The organism is Paenibacillus sp. HGH0039 (assembly GCF_000411255.1).
In the GTDB taxonomy this organism is placed as follows: domain Bacteria; phylum Bacillota; class Bacilli; order Paenibacillales; family NBRC-103111; genus Paenibacillus_F.
Genome location: NZ_KE150413.1, coordinates 2,078,948 through 2,097,862, shown reverse-complemented (window position 1 = coordinate 2,097,862; position 18,915 = coordinate 2,078,948). Strand labels below are relative to the sequence as shown.

The 18,915-nt window shown below is 56.3% G+C and carries 19 protein-coding genes; 5 read left to right on the top strand and 14 right to left on the bottom strand.

The annotated features are described in order from the left end of the window. Positions 1-57: 57 nt before the first annotated feature. Positions 58-777 (bottom strand): trk system potassium uptake protein trkA, encoded by a 720-nt coding sequence (locus tag HMPREF1207_RS24040; RefSeq protein WP_009672506.1) that lies wholly within the window; start codon positions 775-777, stop codon positions 58-60. Between the two features lie 210 nt (positions 778-987). Between HMPREF1207_RS24040 and HMPREF1207_RS24035 the strand changes: the two genes are divergently transcribed. Together HMPREF1207_RS24035 and HMPREF1207_RS24030 are read left to right on the top strand one after the other, a co-directional pair. Continuing rightward, a complete protein-coding gene (locus HMPREF1207_RS24035) occupies positions 988-2,043 on the top strand; it encodes an FUSC family protein (protein WP_009672420.1) in 1,056 nt (351 codons plus the stop codon). Between the two features lie 101 nt (positions 2,044-2,144). After that, positions 2,145-2,357 carry a hypothetical protein gene (locus HMPREF1207_RS24030; RefSeq protein WP_009672541.1) on the top strand — a complete coding sequence of 71 codons (213 nt, stop codon included), beginning with the start codon at positions 2,145-2,147 and terminating at the stop codon, positions 2,355-2,357. Positions 2,358-2,533: 176 nt separating this feature from the next. Here HMPREF1207_RS24030 and HMPREF1207_RS24025 read toward each other — a convergent pair whose 3' ends face one another. From HMPREF1207_RS24025 to HMPREF1207_RS24010, 4 genes are all read right to left on the bottom strand, one after another. Next, entirely contained in the window at positions 2,534-2,923 is a 390-nt protein-coding gene (locus HMPREF1207_RS24025; RefSeq protein WP_009672445.1) for a hypothetical protein, read from the bottom strand. 111 nt (positions 2,924-3,034) lie between these two features. Beyond that, on the bottom strand, positions 3,035-3,280 hold the full coding sequence (locus tag HMPREF1207_RS24020) for a hypothetical protein (RefSeq protein ID WP_009672463.1): 246 nt from the start codon (positions 3,278-3,280) through the stop codon (positions 3,035-3,037). A gap of 360 nt (positions 3,281-3,640) precedes the next feature. Next, entirely contained in the window at positions 3,641-3,922 is a 282-nt protein-coding gene (locus tag HMPREF1207_RS24015; protein WP_009672406.1) for a DUF1294 domain-containing protein, read from the bottom strand. A gap of 87 nt (positions 3,923-4,009) precedes the next feature. Beyond that, positions 4,010-4,756 carry an SDR family NAD(P)-dependent oxidoreductase gene (locus HMPREF1207_RS24010; protein WP_442950137.1) on the bottom strand — a complete coding sequence of 249 codons (747 nt, stop codon included), beginning with the start codon at positions 4,754-4,756 and terminating at the stop codon, positions 4,010-4,012. 114 nt (positions 4,757-4,870) lie between these two features. Between HMPREF1207_RS24010 and HMPREF1207_RS24005 the strand changes: the two genes are divergently transcribed. Beyond that, the gene (locus tag HMPREF1207_RS24005) at positions 4,871-6,745 is read left to right on the top strand and encodes an ABC transporter substrate-binding protein (protein ID WP_009672413.1); all 1,875 of its coding nucleotides are present in this window, start codon (positions 4,871-4,873) and stop codon (positions 6,743-6,745) included. Between the two features lie 61 nt (positions 6,746-6,806). On the opposite strand, the gene HMPREF1207_RS24000 is transcribed toward HMPREF1207_RS24005, so the two are convergent. Continuing rightward, positions 6,807-7,511, bottom strand: coding sequence for a SanA/YdcF family protein (locus HMPREF1207_RS24000; RefSeq protein WP_009672501.1), 705 nt, complete (start codon positions 7,509-7,511; stop codon positions 6,807-6,809). Between the two features lie 295 nt (positions 7,512-7,806). Here HMPREF1207_RS24000 and HMPREF1207_RS23995 point away from each other — a divergent pair, with 295 nt between their 5' ends. Then, entirely contained in the window at positions 7,807-8,949 is a 1,143-nt protein-coding gene (locus HMPREF1207_RS23995) for a GNAT family N-acetyltransferase (protein ID WP_009672387.1), read from the top strand. Between the two features lie 230 nt (positions 8,950-9,179). Here the strand turns inward: HMPREF1207_RS23995 and HMPREF1207_RS23990 are convergent, their stop codons facing one another. Further along, on the bottom strand, positions 9,180-10,592 hold the full coding sequence (locus tag HMPREF1207_RS23990; RefSeq protein WP_009672496.1) for a class II fumarate hydratase: 1,413 nt from the start codon (positions 10,590-10,592) through the stop codon (positions 9,180-9,182). Positions 10,593-11,073: 481 nt separating this feature from the next. Between HMPREF1207_RS23990 and HMPREF1207_RS23985 the strand changes: the two genes are divergently transcribed. Then, positions 11,074-12,540: an NAD-dependent succinate-semialdehyde dehydrogenase gene (locus tag HMPREF1207_RS23985; RefSeq protein ID WP_009672450.1), complete on the top strand. Its 1,467-nt coding sequence runs from the start codon at positions 11,074-11,076 to the stop codon at positions 12,538-12,540. Positions 12,541-12,664: 124 nt separating this feature from the next. Here the strand turns inward: HMPREF1207_RS23985 and HMPREF1207_RS23980 are convergent, their stop codons facing one another. The 7 genes from HMPREF1207_RS23980 to cysW form a co-directional block, all read right to left on the bottom strand. Next, positions 12,665-13,156, bottom strand: coding sequence for a hypothetical protein (locus HMPREF1207_RS23980; RefSeq protein WP_009672565.1), 492 nt, complete (start codon positions 13,154-13,156; stop codon positions 12,665-12,667). A gap of 121 nt (positions 13,157-13,277) precedes the next feature. After that, a complete protein-coding gene (locus tag HMPREF1207_RS23975; RefSeq protein ID WP_009672376.1) occupies positions 13,278-14,231 on the bottom strand; it encodes an alpha/beta fold hydrolase in 954 nt (317 codons plus the stop codon). Positions 14,232-14,269: 38 nt separating this feature from the next. Beyond that, entirely contained in the window at positions 14,270-15,577 is a 1,308-nt protein-coding gene (locus tag HMPREF1207_RS23970) for an NCS2 family permease (RefSeq protein ID WP_009672547.1), read from the bottom strand. 222 nt (positions 15,578-15,799) lie between these two features. Beyond that, positions 15,800-16,021 carry a YezD family protein gene (locus HMPREF1207_RS23965; RefSeq protein WP_009672490.1) on the bottom strand — a complete coding sequence of 74 codons (222 nt, stop codon included), beginning with the start codon at positions 16,019-16,021 and terminating at the stop codon, positions 15,800-15,802. 25 nt (positions 16,022-16,046) lie between these two features. Continuing rightward, entirely contained in the window at positions 16,047-16,880 is an 834-nt protein-coding gene (locus HMPREF1207_RS23960; protein WP_009672569.1) for an alpha/beta hydrolase family protein, read from the bottom strand. Positions 16,881-16,922: 42 nt separating this feature from the next. Further along, on the bottom strand, positions 16,923-17,978 hold the full coding sequence (locus HMPREF1207_RS23955; RefSeq protein ID WP_009672375.1) for a sulfate/molybdate ABC transporter ATP-binding protein: 1,056 nt from the start codon (positions 17,976-17,978) through the stop codon (positions 16,923-16,925). Between the two features lie 3 nt (positions 17,979-17,981). Beyond that, positions 17,982-18,893 carry a sulfate ABC transporter permease subunit CysW gene (gene cysW, locus HMPREF1207_RS23950; protein WP_009672465.1) on the bottom strand — a complete coding sequence of 304 codons (912 nt, stop codon included), beginning with the start codon at positions 18,891-18,893 and terminating at the stop codon, positions 17,982-17,984. Positions 18,894-18,915 lie beyond the last annotated feature (22 nt).

Genomic DNA, 18,915 nt, shown 5'->3' with positions numbered 1-18,915 from the left:
TCTCCACCTGTTAGACTTTTCCATATTATTTAACGCATGGGAGAAGGAATAGTTTCGTTATAAGAGAGAGACCGTCTTATTTTCGTCTACCAGATTTTCATGCCGATGCTCCAATTCTTTGCTGAATTTTTCGGAGATCTGCTTTTTGTTCCCGTATACGTACAGAACATCGCCCGCTTCAATGCGGGTATCGGAATTCTCACTCCGTCTCCGGATTCTTAACGGCCCCCGCTGGACAAAGAGCAGGTTAATGTCTTCATCGGCCGTGCACAGATCGTCGATATGACAATGCTCGTACTCGGAATTTTCGATAACGGGAATATCAATGATCCAGTCTTCTTCGTCATTATACAGCAGTTCGCTTACCGGCAGCTCCTCCACGCCCTCGTCTTCCTCCAGAGGCGCATGAAGTTTTTTGCTCAGCCGTTTTTGCATCGGTTTTACTTTTAAGATAACCAGCAGAAAAGCCAGAATACCCGTTATGACCAGCAGCTCCGGCAGCCTGAACCGCTTTTCGAGCAGGTTGGACACCAGCGTAATGATGACGGCAAGAGAGAACACGCCGAATAAAATCAAAAAAATACCGATTCGCCTGCGAACCGGATGCCGGATAATAAGCTCGGATTCCTGTGTGGTGAAGCCCGTGCCTGTCAGCAGGGAAGTGACTTGAAAGCGGGCAATTTCGTTGTCAAGCCCGGTGAGCATCATCAATACCGCCGAAATTTCGATAACGAGCAGGACGATCCCCAAATAGATGACGATTAACAGTAGCTCCATAATACGCCTCCCAGCCTCTACACCTTTTCAATAACCGTTCCTGCGGGTATGTGAAACTAACAGCATTTACCTTTCATCGGACACGTTTTACATTTCCAAGGCGCTTATATAGCCCGTCCCGCCGGGAATTCCCCGGCCGATTGACTCGGCTGCACCTGCAATGCGATAATGAGTTCGTCATCTCGAACCATCTGAAGGGAGTTACTGCATGTGACGTTCGGAGCCAGAATGTTAAAGACGGGCATGGCCGTCACTCTAGCTTTGTACTTAAGTATGCTTTTGCATACGACCGCCCCGGTTATTGCCGCGGTTGCCGCGATTTTCGCCCTGCAGCCGTCCATTTACCGCTCCTGGCGTTATTTTCTCGATCAGCTGCAAACCAACACACTGGGAGCCGCGCTCGCCCTCGTCGCCGGTACGTTTTTTCCCAAGCACCCGATCGCGATCGGGGTCGTTTGTATTCTGGCCATCATGATCTGTCTTAAAATGAAAATGGAAGCGAACATCGGCCTCACCCTCGTAACGGTTATCGCCGTGATGGATGCTTCCGGCGGCCACTGGTGGTTCGCCGTTAACCGGTTCCTGCTCACCTCGCTCGGAGTCGGGTCCGCTTTCGTCATTAACGTGCTTTTTTTCCCGCCTAATTGGCAGAAACGGTTTATGGAAGAAGTTCACGGGGTCTTCAGTCAGATATCGCCTCTTCAGAGGACGGTCATCTCCAATGAAATGAAAGAATCCGTTTTTCAGGAAACGAAAGACGGTGTCGTAGGCGCGCTGTTCCGCCTGGAGGAGAAATACAAGCTCTTCGAAGAAGAGCAGAAAAAACTCAAACGGCTGAAATACAGCCAGTCCAAGCGCCTTGTCGTCTACAAGCAGATGCTTCACACCCTGCGCAAAGGCGTGGATATTTTACAGCTGGTCGAAGAGCATTATTTCCAAGCATCGCGCACTCCAAACATGAACGCGTTTGTTGACGAGCATTTGGAAGCCCTTACTCAATACCACGAGTATGTCCTTATGAAATTCGAGAAGAAATACAAGAACGAGTCCTACGAGAAGCTCGAAGCGATGGATCTCAAGAACGACGCCTTCCTGAGACTCATTACGGACGCCTCCAGCAGTACCGGGGACCTGCACCGGCTCGTTGTGGTCGCCTCCGGGATCTATGACTACGGTCACCAAATCGTGCGTCTGGACAAACTGGTCGAGCAATTTTTCAAAGGCGCGGACGAAAACGAAAAACAGACGGGACTTAAGTTTTTTTAAGGTCCCGCCTGTTTTTTCTTTTTTATAATCCGGTCGGACCCGGAACATACTAAAGCCCATCACGGCCTCTCTGCGGAGGCTTTTTAAAGGAGATGGTCCCTATGACCGACAATCACGATCCCAACTTCGTATTGGGCGCCCCGAGTTCGTCCTTGGATTCCGCGGAAGCTTCCTCCGCGCAGGGAACGGAACTGACCCAAGAGCAGTTCCTCCAGTCTTACGAAGCCGGAACCATCGAAGACGACGATGGCTTGGGCGAGGAGGCGCAAGCGGAAGCCGGCTACCGGCCCGAATCCTCTCCGGACAGAGCCTGAGCCTTCTGCTGAAGATTGCCTACGGCGGCTTTAGCCCGGCAAGGCACGGACGCTCCATCCACCGGGACCGGCTATGCAAAAACCCCCGCAGTTTCAAGGCCGTAAGGCTTTCCTGCGGGGGTTTTGTATGTGCTTTTCCCGGTGCTCCGGCTCGTACGCGCTTGCGCTTGAGACGATTACTCGACGGCGTGAAGACCGCTCAACCGCGAGATGGTGAGCAGCAGTTCGTCGCGCAGCGGAACGATGAATTCCACCGCGCCCATCGTAAAGATGCCGCTTCGGTTATGAAGCCTTACGCCGCTGACGCTAAGCCTGTAATGCGGAAGGCCCGCTGACATCGAGGTCAGCTCGCTCCCGCCTCCGTTCCGGGAAGACAACGTGAGCGTGCGTCCTTTGGCTTCGAACGGCACGATGCTGAGAATCGCCTGCAAAGGGATATAGTAATTGACGTGGGGTTTCTGGACGATGAGTTCTTTCGTCGTGACCGTGAGTCCCAGACCATTTTTCTTATGGGAATATTTCAATTCGCCGTCTGTCATCTGGATGGAAATAAAATCGGGATTCATTCCGTCTGGCGCCCCCTTCAAAAAAAGGATGTATGTCCACCATAGCATACCGGTCTTGGACTGACAACCTTACGGGGCTTCATCCCGGACGCGCGAAACTCGGAAAATGCGCTACGACGCGAGCATCAGCACCTGAAAATCCATCTCGATGCTTTGAGCCGACATCAATCCGCCCAGCAATAGTTTGGCCTCCGTCAAACGGGCGAGATCCCCGCGCAGAATCAGATGGGACCGGTGTCTCTTCCCGGGCGTTTTCCAGGCCAGCAGAGGAGCCAGCATATGTTGTTTCAAGGTTCGGATCACCGTATGTAATTGTTCCTGTTCCGCCACTTTGACGATCAGAAATGTATGGTCCATCACGATCTCCTCCGGTCGTTAAAAAGAATGTGCGTTTCCGGCCGAAATCAGGGCGCATCGCGCCGAGAGCCGGGGATTGAAGTCCACAGCATAAAGCCATCCGCGAGCAGCAGCGGACGGCAGCCTTTCCATCATAGGGTGTTTGGTTCAAGGAGTCAAGTCGGATGGCTTACTTCCCTGCTCTTCCGCCGGTGTGCCTCATGAGGCCTCCCGGCTTAACGACTGTCACTGTACCTGTGTAATCCCTTTTGAAACAGTTTCTATGTATTTTTTTATTCTACCACATCAATTGGAGTTTTTCTTCATTATTCTTCACACGGAGTCCAGTCTCGTTAAACCGGCTCTCCCCGGTATGAAAATTCACTCCCCCACAAAACGGAACAGCTTCCAGAAAACGATCACATTGACGATCAGCAGCAGCGGGATTCCGTATTTGAACGTGAAATGTCTGGTTTTGTGCTTGTAGGCATACATGCCTGCCCAGATACCGGGAGCCCCCCCGATAAGAGCCGTCAGGAACAACCGCTTCTCCGGTACCCGCCATTCCCCGCTGCGCGCTCTGCGTTTGTCGGCGCCCATCCAGACGTATGCGACAAGATTAACGACAAGAAGATATAGGACAAGAATCTTGATGAAAAACACCTCTACTTTAGTATAAAGTCCGCTTCTCTATTAGTTTACAATTATTTGGGTAAAAAGCGAAGACCGGAGCGAGAAACTCCGGTCTTTCTATTCTTCATACATCATTTTGCGGGTCATGCCTCCGTCAATGACAAGATTCTCTCCGGTAACGAAGTCGTTCGCGGGATCCGTCAAATAAAAGCAGGCCCTGGCGACATCGTCGGGTGTGCCGACGCGGCCCGAAGGGTGCTGCTTATGATCGGACGGCTTCAGCGCCCCGTAGTCCCCGGTCTCGATCCAGCCGGGGCTGATGCAGTTCACGCGAATGCCGTCCGGGCCCAGCGATATCGCGAGCGCATGCGTCAGCGCCGCGATTCCTCCCTTCGAAGCGGCGTACGCTTCCGAGGACGGCTCCGACATCAGCGCCCGCGTGGACGCGATGTTCACGATGCTGCCGCCTCCGGTTTCACGCATCCGCTTCGCCGCTTCCCGCGCGCACAGGAACGTGCCGCGCAGATTCGTGTGGAGGACGCGGTCCCACTCCTCCACTGTCAAGTCGTACGGCGACTTCCATTCGGAGACGCCGGCGTTGTTGATCAGGCAGCCGAGCGGGCCGTACGTCCCGGCTGCCTGATCGATGAGGCGGACGATGTCGCCGGGCCGGCTCATATCCGCCGGAACGAACAGCGCTTCCCCGCCTCCTTCGCGGATCGTCCGCGCGTTGTCTTCTCCGCGGGCCTCGTCCGTATCCGCCAGGACGACGGCCGCTCCTCGCTCGGCATAGCGGCGCGCGATTACGCGGCCGATGCCCGAGGCCGCTCCCGTCACAATAACGGCTTTGCCGGCAAACTCTATTTTCATGAAGGAAACCCTCCCGGAATCGAATTTATTTTTGAGCCTGTTCGCTTTCGCTCCTTACCCGCTTCTTGTATAATCAGGAGAAAATTCTCATGTAAAGGCGGGATCGGGATGCAGATTACGCATCATTATCTCGAATTGTGCCGAGCGTACAGCGCGGTGCCGCAAGGGCTTCCCGTCTCCCTCACCCTGGAGGAACTGGCCGAACGGCTCCACTGCACGGTGCGCAACGTCAAACTCGTGATCCGCAAAATGTCCGAAGCCGGCTGGATCACCTGGGTTCCCGGCCGCGGCCGAGGGAACAAATCCGAGCTTCACTTCCATTATACCCTGGAAGAAATGCTGATGAAGCAAACGGCCGAATTTGCCGAGAAAGAACAGTATCAGCACGCTTTCGAGTGGATACACCAGTATGCGGATACGCCTTTAATGAAAGAACAGCTTCTCCAGCATGTCTCCCGCTATTTCGGATACAAGGCGAAAGACACGGAACAGGACGCCGACGTGCTGCGGCTGCCCATTAACAAAACCTACCGGACGTTCGACCCGGCCGCCCTGCTCTTTGCCAATGATGTCCATTTAAGCCGGCAGTTATTCGATACCCTCGTCCGGTACGACAGAGCCGCAGGCGACTTCGTGCCGAGTCTCGCCCATCACTGGGAATCGGATGAAACGTGCACGATCTGGACGTTCTACCTGCGCAAAGGCGTGCTCTTTCACCACGGCCGGGAACTGGAAGCGGCCGATGCCGCATACTCCATCCGCAGGCTGCTGAGTCCCGAGGTGTTCTCGCCCCAGCGCTGGATGCTTGAAGATGTCCGGCAGATCCGCGTTCTGAGCCGGATGGCCATCCAGTTCGTGCTGGACAAACCGCACGTGCTTTTCCCGCACTGTCTGACCTCGCCGTCTGCGGCGGTTCTGCCCCGGGAGCTTTGCGAATCGGACCCCGCGGTCTACTTCACTTGTCCCGTCGGTACCGGTCCTTTCCGGCTGGAGATCCGACCCGGCTACGGGTATCTGCTGCACGCCAACGAACGCTACTACCTGGGACGCCCGTTCCTGGATGTCGTCGAGCACATTCTGCTCCGCGATTCACCGGAACTGGTTGTAATGACGGACGCCTGCAATATGGTCCAGCGTGCCCCTTATGCGCCCGGCTCCAAACCCCAGCATGACTGGCAGGCGGTGGAATGCATTTCCTCGGGGTGTGCGCTTCTTTCGTTCAACCGCCGCAAGGAAGGCCCCTTGCAAGACGCTGGACTCCGCCGGTACGTGCGTTCCGTGATTCAAGCTTGCGCGATGGTCGAAGAATTGGGAGAGAGCCGCGCCATTGCGGCCGCGAGCTTTTTGCCCGATAAAAGCCTGCAGGTAGGTTGTAACCCTTACCTGGAGGAGAAGGAGAAAGAAAGCGCCGGTATTCCGTTCTCCTCCGCCTACGCCGGAACCGAACTGACCCTCCACTGCAAAGATTCATACAAAACGTACGAAGACATCGACTGGATCGTAAACCGCTGCCTTAAAGCCGGACTCCACATCAAGGTGGTGCTCCATGAGCGGGATGAATTCCTCACACCCGATGTCATGGATGAGGCCGATCTCGTTCTGTATGAAGTCGTATTGGACGAAAGCGAGACGCTCTCTTTGCTGGAGCTTTTCATGCAGGAGGAAGGGTCGATCCGGCGCATGTTCGACGACCCGCTGCGCGCGGAGCTGAGCCGGAGAGTGGGCAAACTGCTTGCCGAGCCCGATCCCCGCAAGCGGCTGGACCTTTTCGATAAGCTGGAATCCCTTCTCACGGAGGACAGCGCGATCCATTTCCTCTATCACCGGAGAATGCAGACCACTTACCACAAAAGCGTACGCGGGCTAAGACTGAACGCCTTCGGCCATATCGATTACCGTCACATCTGGTTCGAGCCGCAAGATCCGCTTGCCGGACATACAGCCTCTGCGGACATAAGCTCCACGTTCAGGACGATTCACTGAAAAAAGCGCCCGTAAGAGGCGCTTTTTCCGTTGGTGCCGATATCTGTGCCTGACCGTATTCTCAGGCATTGGGCCGCCACACCGCCTCCTCGATCAGCCAGGAATCTTCGGTCGCCCGGCCGTCACCGGTAATGGGAATTACTTCCCCCAAGTAAGTCGGCTGCGGTTTGAAGAACCGGATCAAAGCGAAATCTTTGCTTCTCGCCGCCATTTCGCGGGCCTTGAATTTCGCCATGCCCCGGTATTCCTGGCGATCCGCCGCCACGCCGTACGCTTCAACGCCGAGTCCCTCCGCGTCATACAGCGCCCGCGCCAGATGGTAATCTTGAGTGACGACGATGGCTTTGCGGATCTGAAAAATAGCCTTGGCCCGGTACATGGACTCATACGTATTAAAACCGGCATGATCCATAAAAATGCGCTCTTCCGCAATCCCCCGCTCGAGCAGAAAATTTTTCATCGCCCCTACTTCGTTATAGCCGAGTGTTCCATGATCGCCGGACACGAGGATTTTGTCCGCCTTTCCGCTCTCATACAGCTCCGCGGCCGTGATCATCCGGTCCTTTAACATATCCGAAAGCCGCCCGTCCGGATGGACTTTTGCTCCAAGCACGATAATCGCTTCGGCTGAAGGCGCCTGTTCCGCGCTTATTTTACGGGCCGTCCCTTCTTTTCTCACTTCGTAATCCGAGGTAAACAACCAAATCCCGCCTGCAATCGCAGCAGCTCCAAGGCCGTATGCCAGCCCTCTCCAGCGCAGTTTCATCCCCAGCTCTCCCCGTACCATAATCTTGCCTAAATTCCGATCCGACTCTAATGAAATGAAGAGGATACCGAGGTTATTATACCTTAATTTTCCTTTTCTTCGCTAACCAATATATAGAACGTTCTTATCGGCGTTAAAGCCTCACAAGCTGAACGCGGCGTCCGGACAGCCAAGTCCGCTTCTTAGCGGCCGGTTAGAAATTATGACTAATTTGTAAATTTTACCTGCCTTTGCGCCCGGGCATTTTCTATAATAGAGAAAACCGTTAAAAACGGCGGAAAGGATGAATATTTACATGAACATCCGGCTTGTCAACCAGGAAGAGATGCGGGAGGCCGCCGATTTGGCGGATTCGATTTTCCGGGATTCCGAGCAGATTTCGATGGCGGAGGGGTTCCCGTTCCTCTTCTCCGCTCTACATTCCCAATCCGTAGGAGCTTTCGAAAACGGGCGGCTCGTCGCCTTCATGGGCCTGCTCCCGTCTGTCATCCGCATCGGTCCCGCACGGCTTGCCGTCTACTCGCTGGGCTCCGTGTGCACGCACCCGGAAAGCCGCGGACAAGGCATCGCGGGCGAACTGTTCGCCGCCGCCCGCGGGCAGGTGGCGCGTTCGGGCGGCTCCCTGCTGCTCGTCTCCGGCGGCCGCTCCCTCTACACCCGCGCAGGCTGCCGGCCGTTCGGCTCCCTCCGCCGCTATGCGCTGGGCGGCGTTGCTCCCCTGCAGGCGGATGAGTCCGCAGGGGGCTACCGATTGCGGCCCTACGAGCGGGGCGACCTGCCGGCCATGAGCAGACTGGCCGCCGCCCGCCGCTCGGCTTTCGAGCAGAGCCCGTGGGATCTCGGCAGCCTGATCGACGCGCGTGCTTACGCCAGCTGCCTGAAGCTGCGGCACGAGACGTGGATCGCCGAGAAGGTCGGCGAGCTCGCGGCCTTTATCGTCGCGGCCGTGCCGGACCCGGCCGTGACGTCCACGCGGTTCCCCCGGCTGATCGAGTGGGCCGGCGAACCCGAAGCGGCCGCCCGGCTCCTCGCCGGTCTTACCGCTCAGCTGGAGCTGGCCGAGTTTCAAGCGGCGGTCCCGTTTTATGAAACGGGACTGCACGAAGCCCTGCGAAGTTTCCCGTCGGAAGAAAGCCGGAATGAAGGCACCCTTCTCGTGACGGACGCGCAGCTTCTGCTGAGACAGCTCCGTCCCTACCTGGACGAACAGAGCGGGAGCAGGCTCGGTGAGCGGCTCGGCGTACGCGAAACCGGAGAAGGCGGCGTACGGCTGACGCTGCCCGGACTGCCGGATCTTCTCCTAAGCGTGGACGACTGGATGGAGCTGCTGTTCAATCCGGACGCCATGGTCCGGATTGCGCCTGCCCAGTGGCAGGAAGAGCTCCGGTCCGTCTTCCCGCTCCCTTTCCCGTATACGGCAGGGCTAAACTACATTTAAAGCTGTACGGCACGACGGCTTACAAGAAGTACGTTTTACGCCGCTACAACCGTTTGAACCGCACGGGGTGACGACGGAAACCGGCAGCCAAGGAACACAAACGTTTTCCCCCGCCCCGTTCCCTATTTATTTCATAAAAAAAGTCCCGGCTCGCGCAGGATCCTGCGTGCACGAGCCGGGACTTTTTTTCGGCCAGCCTGTCTGAATTCCCAAGCGGGCGGCGTCATCTTTTATTCGGAAAGACTGTTCTGGACAATCCGCTCCCACTCCTCCTCGGTTAATATCGCCTTCTCGACGACAAGCTGACGAAGCGGCTTCTGCGTTTTCAGCGACTCCTTGGCAATCTCGGCCGCTTTGTCGTAGCCGATAATCGGATTCAGCATCGTTACCAGGGACAAGCTGCGATCCATCCAGTAGCGGCACTGCTCCTCATCGGCTTCGATTCCTTTCACGCAGCGTTCGCAGAACGCTTCCGCCGCAGTGCTTAAAATGTGTGCCGATTGCAAAACATTGTGGGCGATGACCGGCATCATGACGTTGATTTCAAGCTGGCTGCCTATCATCGCCGTCTGAACGGCCGTGTCGTTGCCGATGACCTGGCAGCAGACCATATACAGCATCTCCGGCAGGACCGGGTTAACCTTGCCCGGCATAATGGAAGAGCCGGGCTGCACGGCAGGCAGCCGGATTTCGGCAAGGCCCGTCTGCGGGCCGGAATTAAGCAGGCGGATATCACTGGACAGCTTGATCAGATGCACAGCCACATCCCTGAGAAGTCCGCTTACGCGCAAAGCCGCCGACGGGTTCTGCATAAAGGCGAACCGGCTGGGAGCCTGCCGGTAAGGCGTGCCCGTGCGGCGGCCGATCTCCGCCACCATCCTGGCGGCATATTCGGGATGGGAGTTCACTCCCGTGCCGACGGCATTGCCGCCGATGCCCAGCTCCAGGAGGCCGTCCGCGGCCTGCTCCAGCTGTTTTCGCATCTGGCCGATCGTGGCCGCGTAGCCTTCGAACTCCTGTCCCAGGCGGAGCGGAACCGCGTCCTGCAAATGGGTGCGGCCCGATTTTACGACCGAATGGAACTCCCTCGACTTGTTCGTGAGCTCGCCGATTAGCTTATCCAGCGCGGGCAGGAGCTTCCGCTCCACGGATTCGTGCACGGAAATGCAAATGGCCGTCGGAATCGTATCGTTGGTCGACTGGCTTTTGTTCACATGATCATTGGGATGGATCTTGTCCTTGCGGTCGCGTTCCAGTCCGAGTTTCTCCAGCGCAACATTGGCGATCACCTCGTTGGCGTTCATGTTTTGCGACGTTCCCGCCCCGGCTTGAAAAGCGTCGACGACAAACTGGCTGTCCCAGCGCCCTTCGATCACTTCGTCCGCCGCCGCCAGGATGGCATCTGCGATCTCGCCGTCCAGCTCGCCCAGTTCTTTATGTACGGCAGCGGCCGACGCTTTAATAATGCCCTGGGCTTTAATAAACTCCCTCGGCAGACGGTATCCGCTGATCGGGAAATTCAAAACCGCGCGCTGAGTCTGGGCTCCGTAATAGGCATCGGCCGGGAGCTGAACCTGACCCAGAGAATCGCCGGCGGTGCGCCGCTTCGTATTTTTCTCCATGGATGGTTGTTGTTCGGTCATGATCTCACCCTTCCTTCCGTTCAATCTTGTTCGGTCTCTCGTGACGAGAGCGTGTTGACAGTTCCGGTAAAACCCGCGCTTATGTGCTCAAAGTCCTGCCGGGCGCCTTACCGATTTACGGTAAAAGCCTCCTTTCATAGATACCCGTTTTGGCTGCCGCTGATACCCGCAATATGGAAAGGAACGGCCGCTGCCGATAAAATCCCCTAATCACTCTCGGGATGAAGAGGCATTTTCCACGGGCTGTCTCTCTACTGCAAACTCGTCATAACACTAAAATAGAAGCCGTAGGAGGCCCTGTGTGCGATCGGCTTTGGGAAGGGGTATAATAAATTAAGGATACCGGTTAGCGAAAAGCTTTACGGGCTCCGACTGCTTGCATTTGCCCGGTATTCACTACATCTGCGTTTTTCCGAAAGGGCGATTTTGCGCCTTTTTTACTGTGTTAGCTTTTTTTCGTAACAAAAAGGAGGAGATCTTCATGACTACGACAACTTCCGGCAGCGCTTCCGAATGCTGGCTGAATTACGTGAACGGCCAATGGATCGAAGCGGACAGCGGCAAGACGATTTCGGTCGTTAACCCTTCCACTCTGGGCGAAATTGCGACCGTACCGGATTCGGGAGAAGCCGAAACGAAGGCCGCTATCGAAGCGGCCCATGCCGCTTTTCAATCCTGGAGCACTTTATCCGCTTACGAGCGTTCCGATATACTGATGCGCTGGTACCACCTGCTGATGCGGCATCAGGAAGACCTGGCCGAAACGATGACAGCCGAACAGGGCAAGCCGTTATCCGAAGCCAAAGGCGAAATCACCTACGCGGCCAGCTTCATATCCTGGTATGCCGAGGAAGCCAAGCGGCTTTACGGGGACATCATCCCGGCAACCAGCTCGGGCAAGCGGATGTTTGTCCTTCGTCAGCCCGTCGGTGTCGTGGCCGCGATCACGCCTTGGAATTTCCCCGCCGCCATGATCACGCGCAAGGTAGGTCCGGCGCTCGCGGCAGGCTGCACCTGCATCGTCAAGCCCGCGGAGCAGACGCCGTTAACGGCGCTGTACATGGCCAAGCTGGCCGAAGAAGCCGGAATACCCGCCGGGGTACTCAACATCGTGACCGGAGAAGCCTCCGTGATCGGCGATACGCTGTTTGCGGACTCCCGGGTGGCTAAAGTGACCTTCACCGGATCGACGGAGGTCGGCAAGCACATTATGCGCGCTTCCGCCGATACGATGAAGAAAATATCGCTGGAGCTGGGCGGACACGCCCCGGTGATTGTGCTGGACGATGCCGACGTAGAACTGGCCGCCGAGCAGACCTTGCTGTCGAAGTTCCGCAATGCCGGACAAACCTGCGTATGCGCCAACCGGATTTACGTCCAGAAGGGCATCCGCGCAGCGTTCGAAAACCTGCTGGCGGACAAAATCCGGGCCCTGAAGGTAGGCGACGGCATGGACCCGGACTCCGCAATCGGGCCCGTCATTGACGAAGACGGCCTAAACAAGATTCAGAAGCATGTGTCGGATGCCGTGGAACGCGGAGCAACCGTCATTACGGGCGGCAGCCGGAAGGAAGTGCCTGAGCATGCCGGCTACTTTTTCGAGCCGACTCTGCTTACGGGCGTAACCGGCTCTATGCTGATCATGAAGGAAGAAACGTTCGGACCTGTTGCGCCGATCGTGGAATTTACCGATCCGGACGATGCCGTCCGGCAGGCGAACGATTCTCCTTTCGGGCTCGCGTCCTACGTGTTCACATCCAACATCAATCACGCCATCCGCCTCGCCGAACGGCTTCAGTACGGCATCGTCGGCGTAAACGACGGCCTGCCTTCTTCCGCCCAAGCCCCGTTCGGAGGCATGAAAGAAAGCGGCCTCGGCCGGGAAGGCGGCAAATACGGGATCGAGGAGTACGTAGAGATCAAATACATCTCGCTCGGCCTTTACTGACCCTAAGGCGAAAAACAACGGCCTTCCGTTAAAAAATAAAACGTCCTGCAGCGACCCCGAACTCTCACCGGTCAACTGCAGGACGTTTTTTCCTATCTGCTTTCCCGTTACATGCTTCCCCATCTCACACCGCGGAAATCTTCCCTCTTCCCGTGTCCGCCGTCTGAGGGCCATCCGGCTTCTCTTCGAAATACCGGACGATCTGCTCCTTCAGGATGGCAAAATCTCGCTCCTTGCAGGACAGCCGGACAGGGTCCATCGCGCCCGCTACGATAATATCGATCACGGGGCCGTTTCCTTCCGCGACCTCGTACGTGATCAGCCTGCTGCGCTCGTAAAATTTCGTCCCGGCCTTGAGCCCCTCCGTGCCCAAATAAAAACGTTTAAGCCATTCCAGATAGAACACAAAGCCGGAAAATGCGGCAAACCACAAACTCAGCTTACCGAAGATCCAAAAAAGAATAATCATACCGGCGGCAAAAATCCAGAATTCGAGAGGATACATCGGGCCCTTCGCCACCACAATCCCTACCTTCTTAAACGCCTTCCGAGCTTGATACGACTTCCAGGCCACGACCCCGAATAAAAGCAGCCCCGCTACCGTGTCGGTAACCATTATGAAGATCACATCCCTGATTAGATGATTCTATAATACCTTTATTTGGTATTTTTGTTAAGCCCTGATTATACGACCGGCAACTAAAAAAACAGACCGCTCTCGCGGTCCGGTCTGCTCCTCAGGATGTAACGGGTTCTTTAATCAGGCCACGGGAAGAATCGAGCCAGCTTATCACGTCTTCCATCACTTCTTCGCGGTTCACTTCGTTCAAAATCTCGTGACGTTTGTTCTCATACAGCTTGCAGTCCACCTGCTCCAGCCCCAGTTTACGGTACAAGGCCGCAAGACGTCTCACGCCCTTGCCCTGCCCGCCGACGGGATCTTTATCACCGGCTAGAAGCAGGACCGGAAGGTGTTTCGGAATGCTCCGCATATGACGTTTCAGATGAATATCGGACAGATGGATAAAAAAGTCTTTAAAAAATCCCGTTGTGCAGATGTACCCGCAAAGCGGATCTTTCACGAATTTATCGACCTCCGCCTCGTCCGTGCTGAGCCAGTCGAATTCCGTCCGGTTCGGACGGAAAGGCCGGTTAAAGCTGCCGAGCGCCGTGTGGCTCAGGAACCTGCTGCGGGCGCGGTCACCGCTGCGGGAAACGAGCATTTTCGCCAGCAGAATGCCAGCTTTCAAAATCGCGCCCTTCGGTCCGTTCGTCCCGAGAAGAGCCACGCCTTCATAAAGCTGCGGAGCCCGGTACATGACTTTCTGGGAAAGGAACGATCCCATGCTGTGCCCGATCAGATACAGTGGCAGCCCGCCCTGTTCCTCGTGTATCCGTCTGCCCAGATCGATCATATCGTCGGTCATCCCCGCGAACCCGTCCGGTCCCGGGTATCCCAAGTCGTTCTTATGGGCGGCCGTTCTTCCGTGCCCCCTGTGGTCACTCGCGTAGACGATATAACCGCGGGCCGTGAGCTTCTCCGCAAACCGCTTGTAGCGCAGCGCATGTTCCGCCATGCCGTGCGCGATCTGTACGACGCCTCGAAGGGGAGTGCCCCGTTCCGGCTCCCACCGGTAAACAAAGACAGGCATCTCCGTCTCTTCGTTTAAATGAAAATGTGTTTCCTTCATCCGATCACCCTTGTTTTTCGGTTTGAGCGGGACGGGGATCAGCCGTGGAAAAATCCGATCTGCACGATAAACAGCGCAGCGAACACGTAAAGCACAGGATGGATTTCCTTGAACCGTCCCCGGGCCGCCTTCAGCACAATGTAAAAAATAAACCCGATTCCGATGCTCGTCGATACACTGTACGTCAGCGGCATCGTAACAAGAACGAGAAAAGCGGGGAAAGATTCTTCGAAATCTTTCCAGTCGATATGCAGCAGATCGGTAATCATATAATACCCGACCACAATCAGCGCGGGCGCCGTAACCGATGGCAGGTTAGCCAGCGTTTCCACCACGGGAGCCAAAAACGACGTGGCGGCCAGCAGCGCGCAGGTGACGACCGCCGTTAAGCCCGTCCGGCCCCCTGCGGCTATTCCTGAGCCCGACTCGATCAGCGTCGTAACCGGGCTTGTCCCCATTACGGCACCGGCCGTAACGCCGGCAGCGTTCGCCATAAGCGCGCTTCGGGAACGGGGAAAAACGCCGTTTTTCATGAGTCCCGCCTGCTCCGCCAGACTGACCAATGTTCCGGTCGTATCGAACACCGAGATCAGCAGAAACGTAAACGTAACGGCAAACAGTCCCTGCTCGAATACACCTTTCACGTCCATCTGCATAAACGTTCCCGTCATCGTTCCGGGCCAGGCGAACCAGTGATCCGGTAAAATCAGCAGCCCCATCAGCCAGCCGATCGCGGCCGTCAGCAGCATTCCGATAAAAAGCGCCGCACGGACGCGGTACGACATCAAGACCAGTGTGAGCACAAGTCCGATAACGGACAGCAGAGCCGCCGGCTCGTGCAGACTTCCGATTGTGACGAGCGTATCCGGTGAAGCGACGATCAGCTTGGCGTTTTGCAGCCCTACAAAACAAATAAACAATCCCGTACCGGCTGTAATCGCATATTTTAACGAGGCCGGAATGGATTCGATCAACAACCGGCCGTGCCGGCTGAGTGAAATCAGCATAAATAGAAGTCCGGCCAAAAATACGGAGCCCAGCGCTACCTGCCAGGATACCCCCGCTCCCTGGACGACGCCGAAGGCAAAGAACGCATTGATGCCCATGCCTGGAGCTATGACGATCGGGTAGTTGCCCGCCAGTGCGATAATGAGCGTCGAAAATATAGTCGTCAGGATCGTTGCGATGAACACCGCATGAAAATCCATGCCCGATGCGCTTAAAATGCCGGGATTCACGATCACCACGAACGCCATCGTCATAAACGTCGTACATCCCGCCAGCACTTCCGTCCCGATCGTCGTCTGGCGTTCTTTTAATTTAAACCATGCTTCTGCCTTGTCCAATCAATTCCAGTCCTTTCCTTGCCGCTAATCAAGAATTGTATCATGGATTGAGATAGACTTCACGCTGAATTTATTTCGTGCCTGAACGGCCGCACCTTTTACGATTCCCATATCTAACATTATTTCCCATACAGGTTCGTTTCAAGCCCTTTCGACGAAAAAGACCCGTTATCCCCATGGATAACAGGTCTTCATTACGTACACGATTCAGGAAAAAGGAGGCTATCCCCTGCCGTCGCTCGCTTTGCGTTCGATATGCAGCTTGGCATCGGCGCCGGCCGCGCTCCGCTTCGTCTCATTGTCGAAACGTTTCCGTTCCGTCCGCTCGATTTGAGCGACCCGGCCGTCATGAATAATGATTTGAACGGTTCCGTACTCCAATCCGTTAATGCTTTGAATGATCCGGTCAATCCAGACTTCATTCAGTTCAACAGGTTTGGCCATAATTCTCATCCTCTCTACCCTCGATTCAAATCATCCAATCGTACCATTCTTTTTTACGCTTCTGCAGGTCTACCAGCCAAGCGGACGTTTTGCCTATTAAAGTAAAGGTGGCGTCCCGGTTCGAGAACGTATGGTCGGCCTGGAAGATGAGTTCCAGATCACAGCGTCCGTCAGCCCGGAGCCAGAACATTTTTTGATAAAGCGGGGCGTAATCTACCGGTATGTCTTCGTCCGCCGTGCCGTGTGCGATGAGAACATCTCCCCCGAATTTGCGCAGCTGCTCGAACGGTTGATGCTTGGAGAGAGAGTCGAAAAAAGCCGGGGTAAGCAGATACCCCTGATAGTCGATGCCTTTGTCAGGCTCCAGCTGGCGATAAGCTTCCTTGCCTACAATTCGTACAATGTCATTGTGCGGGTGGGCTACGGCCGACCACATCACCAGGGTCCGCACGCGGTGGTCGGAAGCGGCGGTCAGCAGGGCGACCGCACCGCCTAGGCTGTGACCCAGCAGCGTCACGCTTCCGGGATCCACGCAGTCCAGGCTTAGCGCGTAATCCAGCACCCGGCGGGTCTGGGCGATCATCGGATCGAGTCCTCCCGCTCCGTAATCGCCGGTGCTTTCGCCGCAGCCGCCGTAATCGAAGCGGAGCACCATGTAGCCCTGGCTGCTCAAAGCCCGCGCCGTCTTGACGAACAGCCGGTCGACGCCGATCCGGTTGCCGATAAAGCCGTGGCAGATAATGACAACCGGCCATTTGCCCGCGCCTCCTCGGCAGTCGGCGCCCTCCCCGTCCGTCGGATAGTGCAGCGTAGCTGCCAGTTCCAAATCCCCGCTCGGGATTGTGATGTGATGTTCCATAGCCCTAGTCCTTTCTGCAAGTGCGCTTCTGTGAGGTCCGGATCAGATATGAACCGGCATGGGATCGTTTTTTAAGGCATTTTCAACGGTTCTTGTCTCATTGCCGTCGAAGATGTACAGTCGGTGGACCAGAACATGGACATGGTCCCCCGCTTCCAACTGGGGCAGTTCCAGCGAACGGTAACCAACCAGCCGGTAAGGTCCGCTTTCCACTTCGACCTGCCAGTTTGATCCGCGGAAATAGGTGCTTCTGACAACGGCCTCCGCCGATGCCGTCTGGCGGCTGATTTCACCGGGCAGCCCGATCTCCACGAACTCGGGCCGGACGATAGCGGACGCGTCGCCCGCTTCGGCGAACCCGATCAGGGAGCCGGCTTCCTCCAGCGGCGAAGATTCGCCGATAAAGGAAGCGACGAACGGAGTCAGCGGTTCGCGGTAAATGTCGATCGGCGAGCCTTTCTGCTCGATCCGGCCTTTGTTGACGATCATGATTTCGTCGGCTACCTCGACCGCTTCTTCCTGGTCGTGGGTGACGAAGATCGTCGTGATGCCGACCCGGGAAATCATTTCCCGCAGCCAGCTGCGCAGCTCCTTGCGGACTTTCGCGTCAATGGCCGCGAACGGTTCATCCAGCAGGAGCAGCTGAGGCTCGGGAGCGAGCGCCCGGGCGAAAGCCACCCGCTGGCGCTGGCCGCCTGAAAGCTGATGCGGCAGACGCTTCTCAAGCCCCGCCAGGCCGGTCAGCTGCAGCAGCTCATGGACGCGGGTGCGGATCTCCGCTTTGCCGCGCTTCTGCACCTGGAGGCCGAAAGCGATGTTGTCGTACACGGACATGTGCTTGAACAGCGCATAGTTCTGGAAAACAAACCCGATATGGCGTTCCTGCGGCATAAGGCCATTCACCTTTTCGCCGTGGAACAGAATCTCTCCAGAATCGGGCGACTCCAGTCCGGCAAGCATGCGGAGGATCGTCGTTTTGCCTCCTCCGCTCGGGCCCAGAAGGCCGATCAGCTTGCCCTGCTCAATGTCGAACGAAATATTTTTGGCGGCTTCGTAGGAGCCGAATGACTTGTTAATTCCTCTTACACTGATGTGCATGGGTTAGCTCCCCTCCGTTATGTGGTTTAAGCCGGAATCGGTTTGCTGCCGGTTGGACTGGTGGAACTTCCATTCGGCCAGACTTTTCACGATCAGCGTCAGCACGGCCAGCATGACGAGCAGGGAAGCAACCGCAAATGCAGCCGAAAATTGATATTCGTTGTATAAAATTTCGATATGGAGCGGAACGGTATTCGTCTTGCCCCGGATATGACCCGAAACGACCGAAACGGCCCCGAACTCCCCCATCGCTCTCGCATTACATAAAATGATTCCGTACAGCAGTCCCCACTTGATGTTGGGGAGGGTCACTTTCCAGAAAATGCGCCAGCCCTTGGCGCCCAGTGTGGCCGCCGCTTCTTCCTCCTGCGTGCCCTGGGCCTGCATAAGCGGAATCAGTTCTCTGGCAACGAACGGGAAGGTGATGAACACGGTCGCGAGCACGATGCCCGGCAGGGCAAACACGATCTTGAGATCGTGATCGGCCAGCCACGGACCGAACCAGCCTTTCGTCCCGAACAGCAGGATAAACATGAGACCGGCAATGACGGGCGAAATGGCGAACGGAAGGTCGATCAGCGTAACCAGCACGTTCTTGCCGCGGAATTTAAACTTCGTGATTGCCCAGGCGGCCGCCACGCCGAACACCACGTTCAGGGGAACGGCAATGGCCGCTGTCGTCAGCGTCAGCCGGATGGCCGCCCATGCCTCCTTTTGGGTCAGAGCCGCCAGATAGACTTCGGTGCCTTTTTTGAACGCCTGGATAAAAATCGTCGCCAGCGGCAGCACCAGAAGCAGGGCGAGAAACAGCAGGGCTCCCCCGATCAGAAGCCACTGGACGGCCCGGGGCTCGGTGATATGCTTCGCCGGTTCCGAGGAAGGCCCGCTCAAATTTGCAGCTACATTGCCTGCCATGTTGCTTCAGCTCCTTTCGCGG

Bases quoted from the DNA above. Each gene is read 5' to 3' on its own strand.
- HMPREF1207_RS24020 (WP_009672463.1), bottom strand. From the start codon at position 3,280: ATGGACCATACATTTCTGATCGTCAAAGTGGCGGAACAGGAACAATTA.
- cysW (WP_009672465.1), bottom strand. From the start codon at position 18,893: ATGGCAGGCAATGTAGCTGCAAATTTGAGCGGGCCTTCCTCGGAACCG.
- HMPREF1207_RS24030 (WP_009672541.1), top strand. From the start codon at position 2,145: ATGACCGACAATCACGATCCCAACTTCGTATTGGGCGCCCCGAGTTCG.
- HMPREF1207_RS24040 (WP_009672506.1), bottom strand. From the start codon at position 777: ATGGAGCTACTGTTAATCGTCATCTATTTGGGGATCGTCCTGCTCGTT.
- HMPREF1207_RS23985 (WP_009672450.1), top strand. From the start codon at position 11,074: ATGACTACGACAACTTCCGGCAGCGCTTCCGAATGCTGGCTGAATTAC.
- HMPREF1207_RS23980 (WP_009672565.1), bottom strand. From the start codon at position 13,156: ATGGTTACCGACACGGTAGCGGGGCTGCTTTTATTCGGGGTCGTGGCC.
- HMPREF1207_RS24005 (WP_009672413.1), top strand. From the start codon at position 4,871: ATGCAGATTACGCATCATTATCTCGAATTGTGCCGAGCGTACAGCGCG.
- HMPREF1207_RS23960 (WP_009672569.1), bottom strand. From the start codon at position 16,880: ATGGAACATCACATCACAATCCCGAGCGGGGATTTGGAACTGGCAGCT.
- HMPREF1207_RS23965 (WP_009672490.1), bottom strand. From the start codon at position 16,021: ATGGCCAAACCTGTTGAACTGAATGAAGTCTGGATTGACCGGATCATT.
- HMPREF1207_RS23990 (WP_009672496.1), bottom strand. From the start codon at position 10,592: ATGACCGAACAACAACCATCCATGGAGAAAAATACGAAGCGGCGCACC.
- HMPREF1207_RS24025 (WP_009672445.1), bottom strand. From the start codon at position 2,923: ATGAATCCCGATTTTATTTCCATCCAGATGACAGACGGCGAATTGAAA.
- HMPREF1207_RS24000 (WP_009672501.1), bottom strand. From the start codon at position 7,511: ATGAAACTGCGCTGGAGAGGGCTGGCATACGGCCTTGGAGCTGCTGCG.
- HMPREF1207_RS23955 (WP_009672375.1), bottom strand. From the start codon at position 17,978: ATGCACATCAGTGTAAGAGGAATTAACAAGTCATTCGGCTCCTACGAA.
- HMPREF1207_RS23975 (WP_009672376.1), bottom strand. From the start codon at position 14,231: ATGAAGGAAACACATTTTCATTTAAACGAAGAGACGGAGATGCCTGTC.
- HMPREF1207_RS23995 (WP_009672387.1), top strand. From the start codon at position 7,807: ATGAACATCCGGCTTGTCAACCAGGAAGAGATGCGGGAGGCCGCCGAT.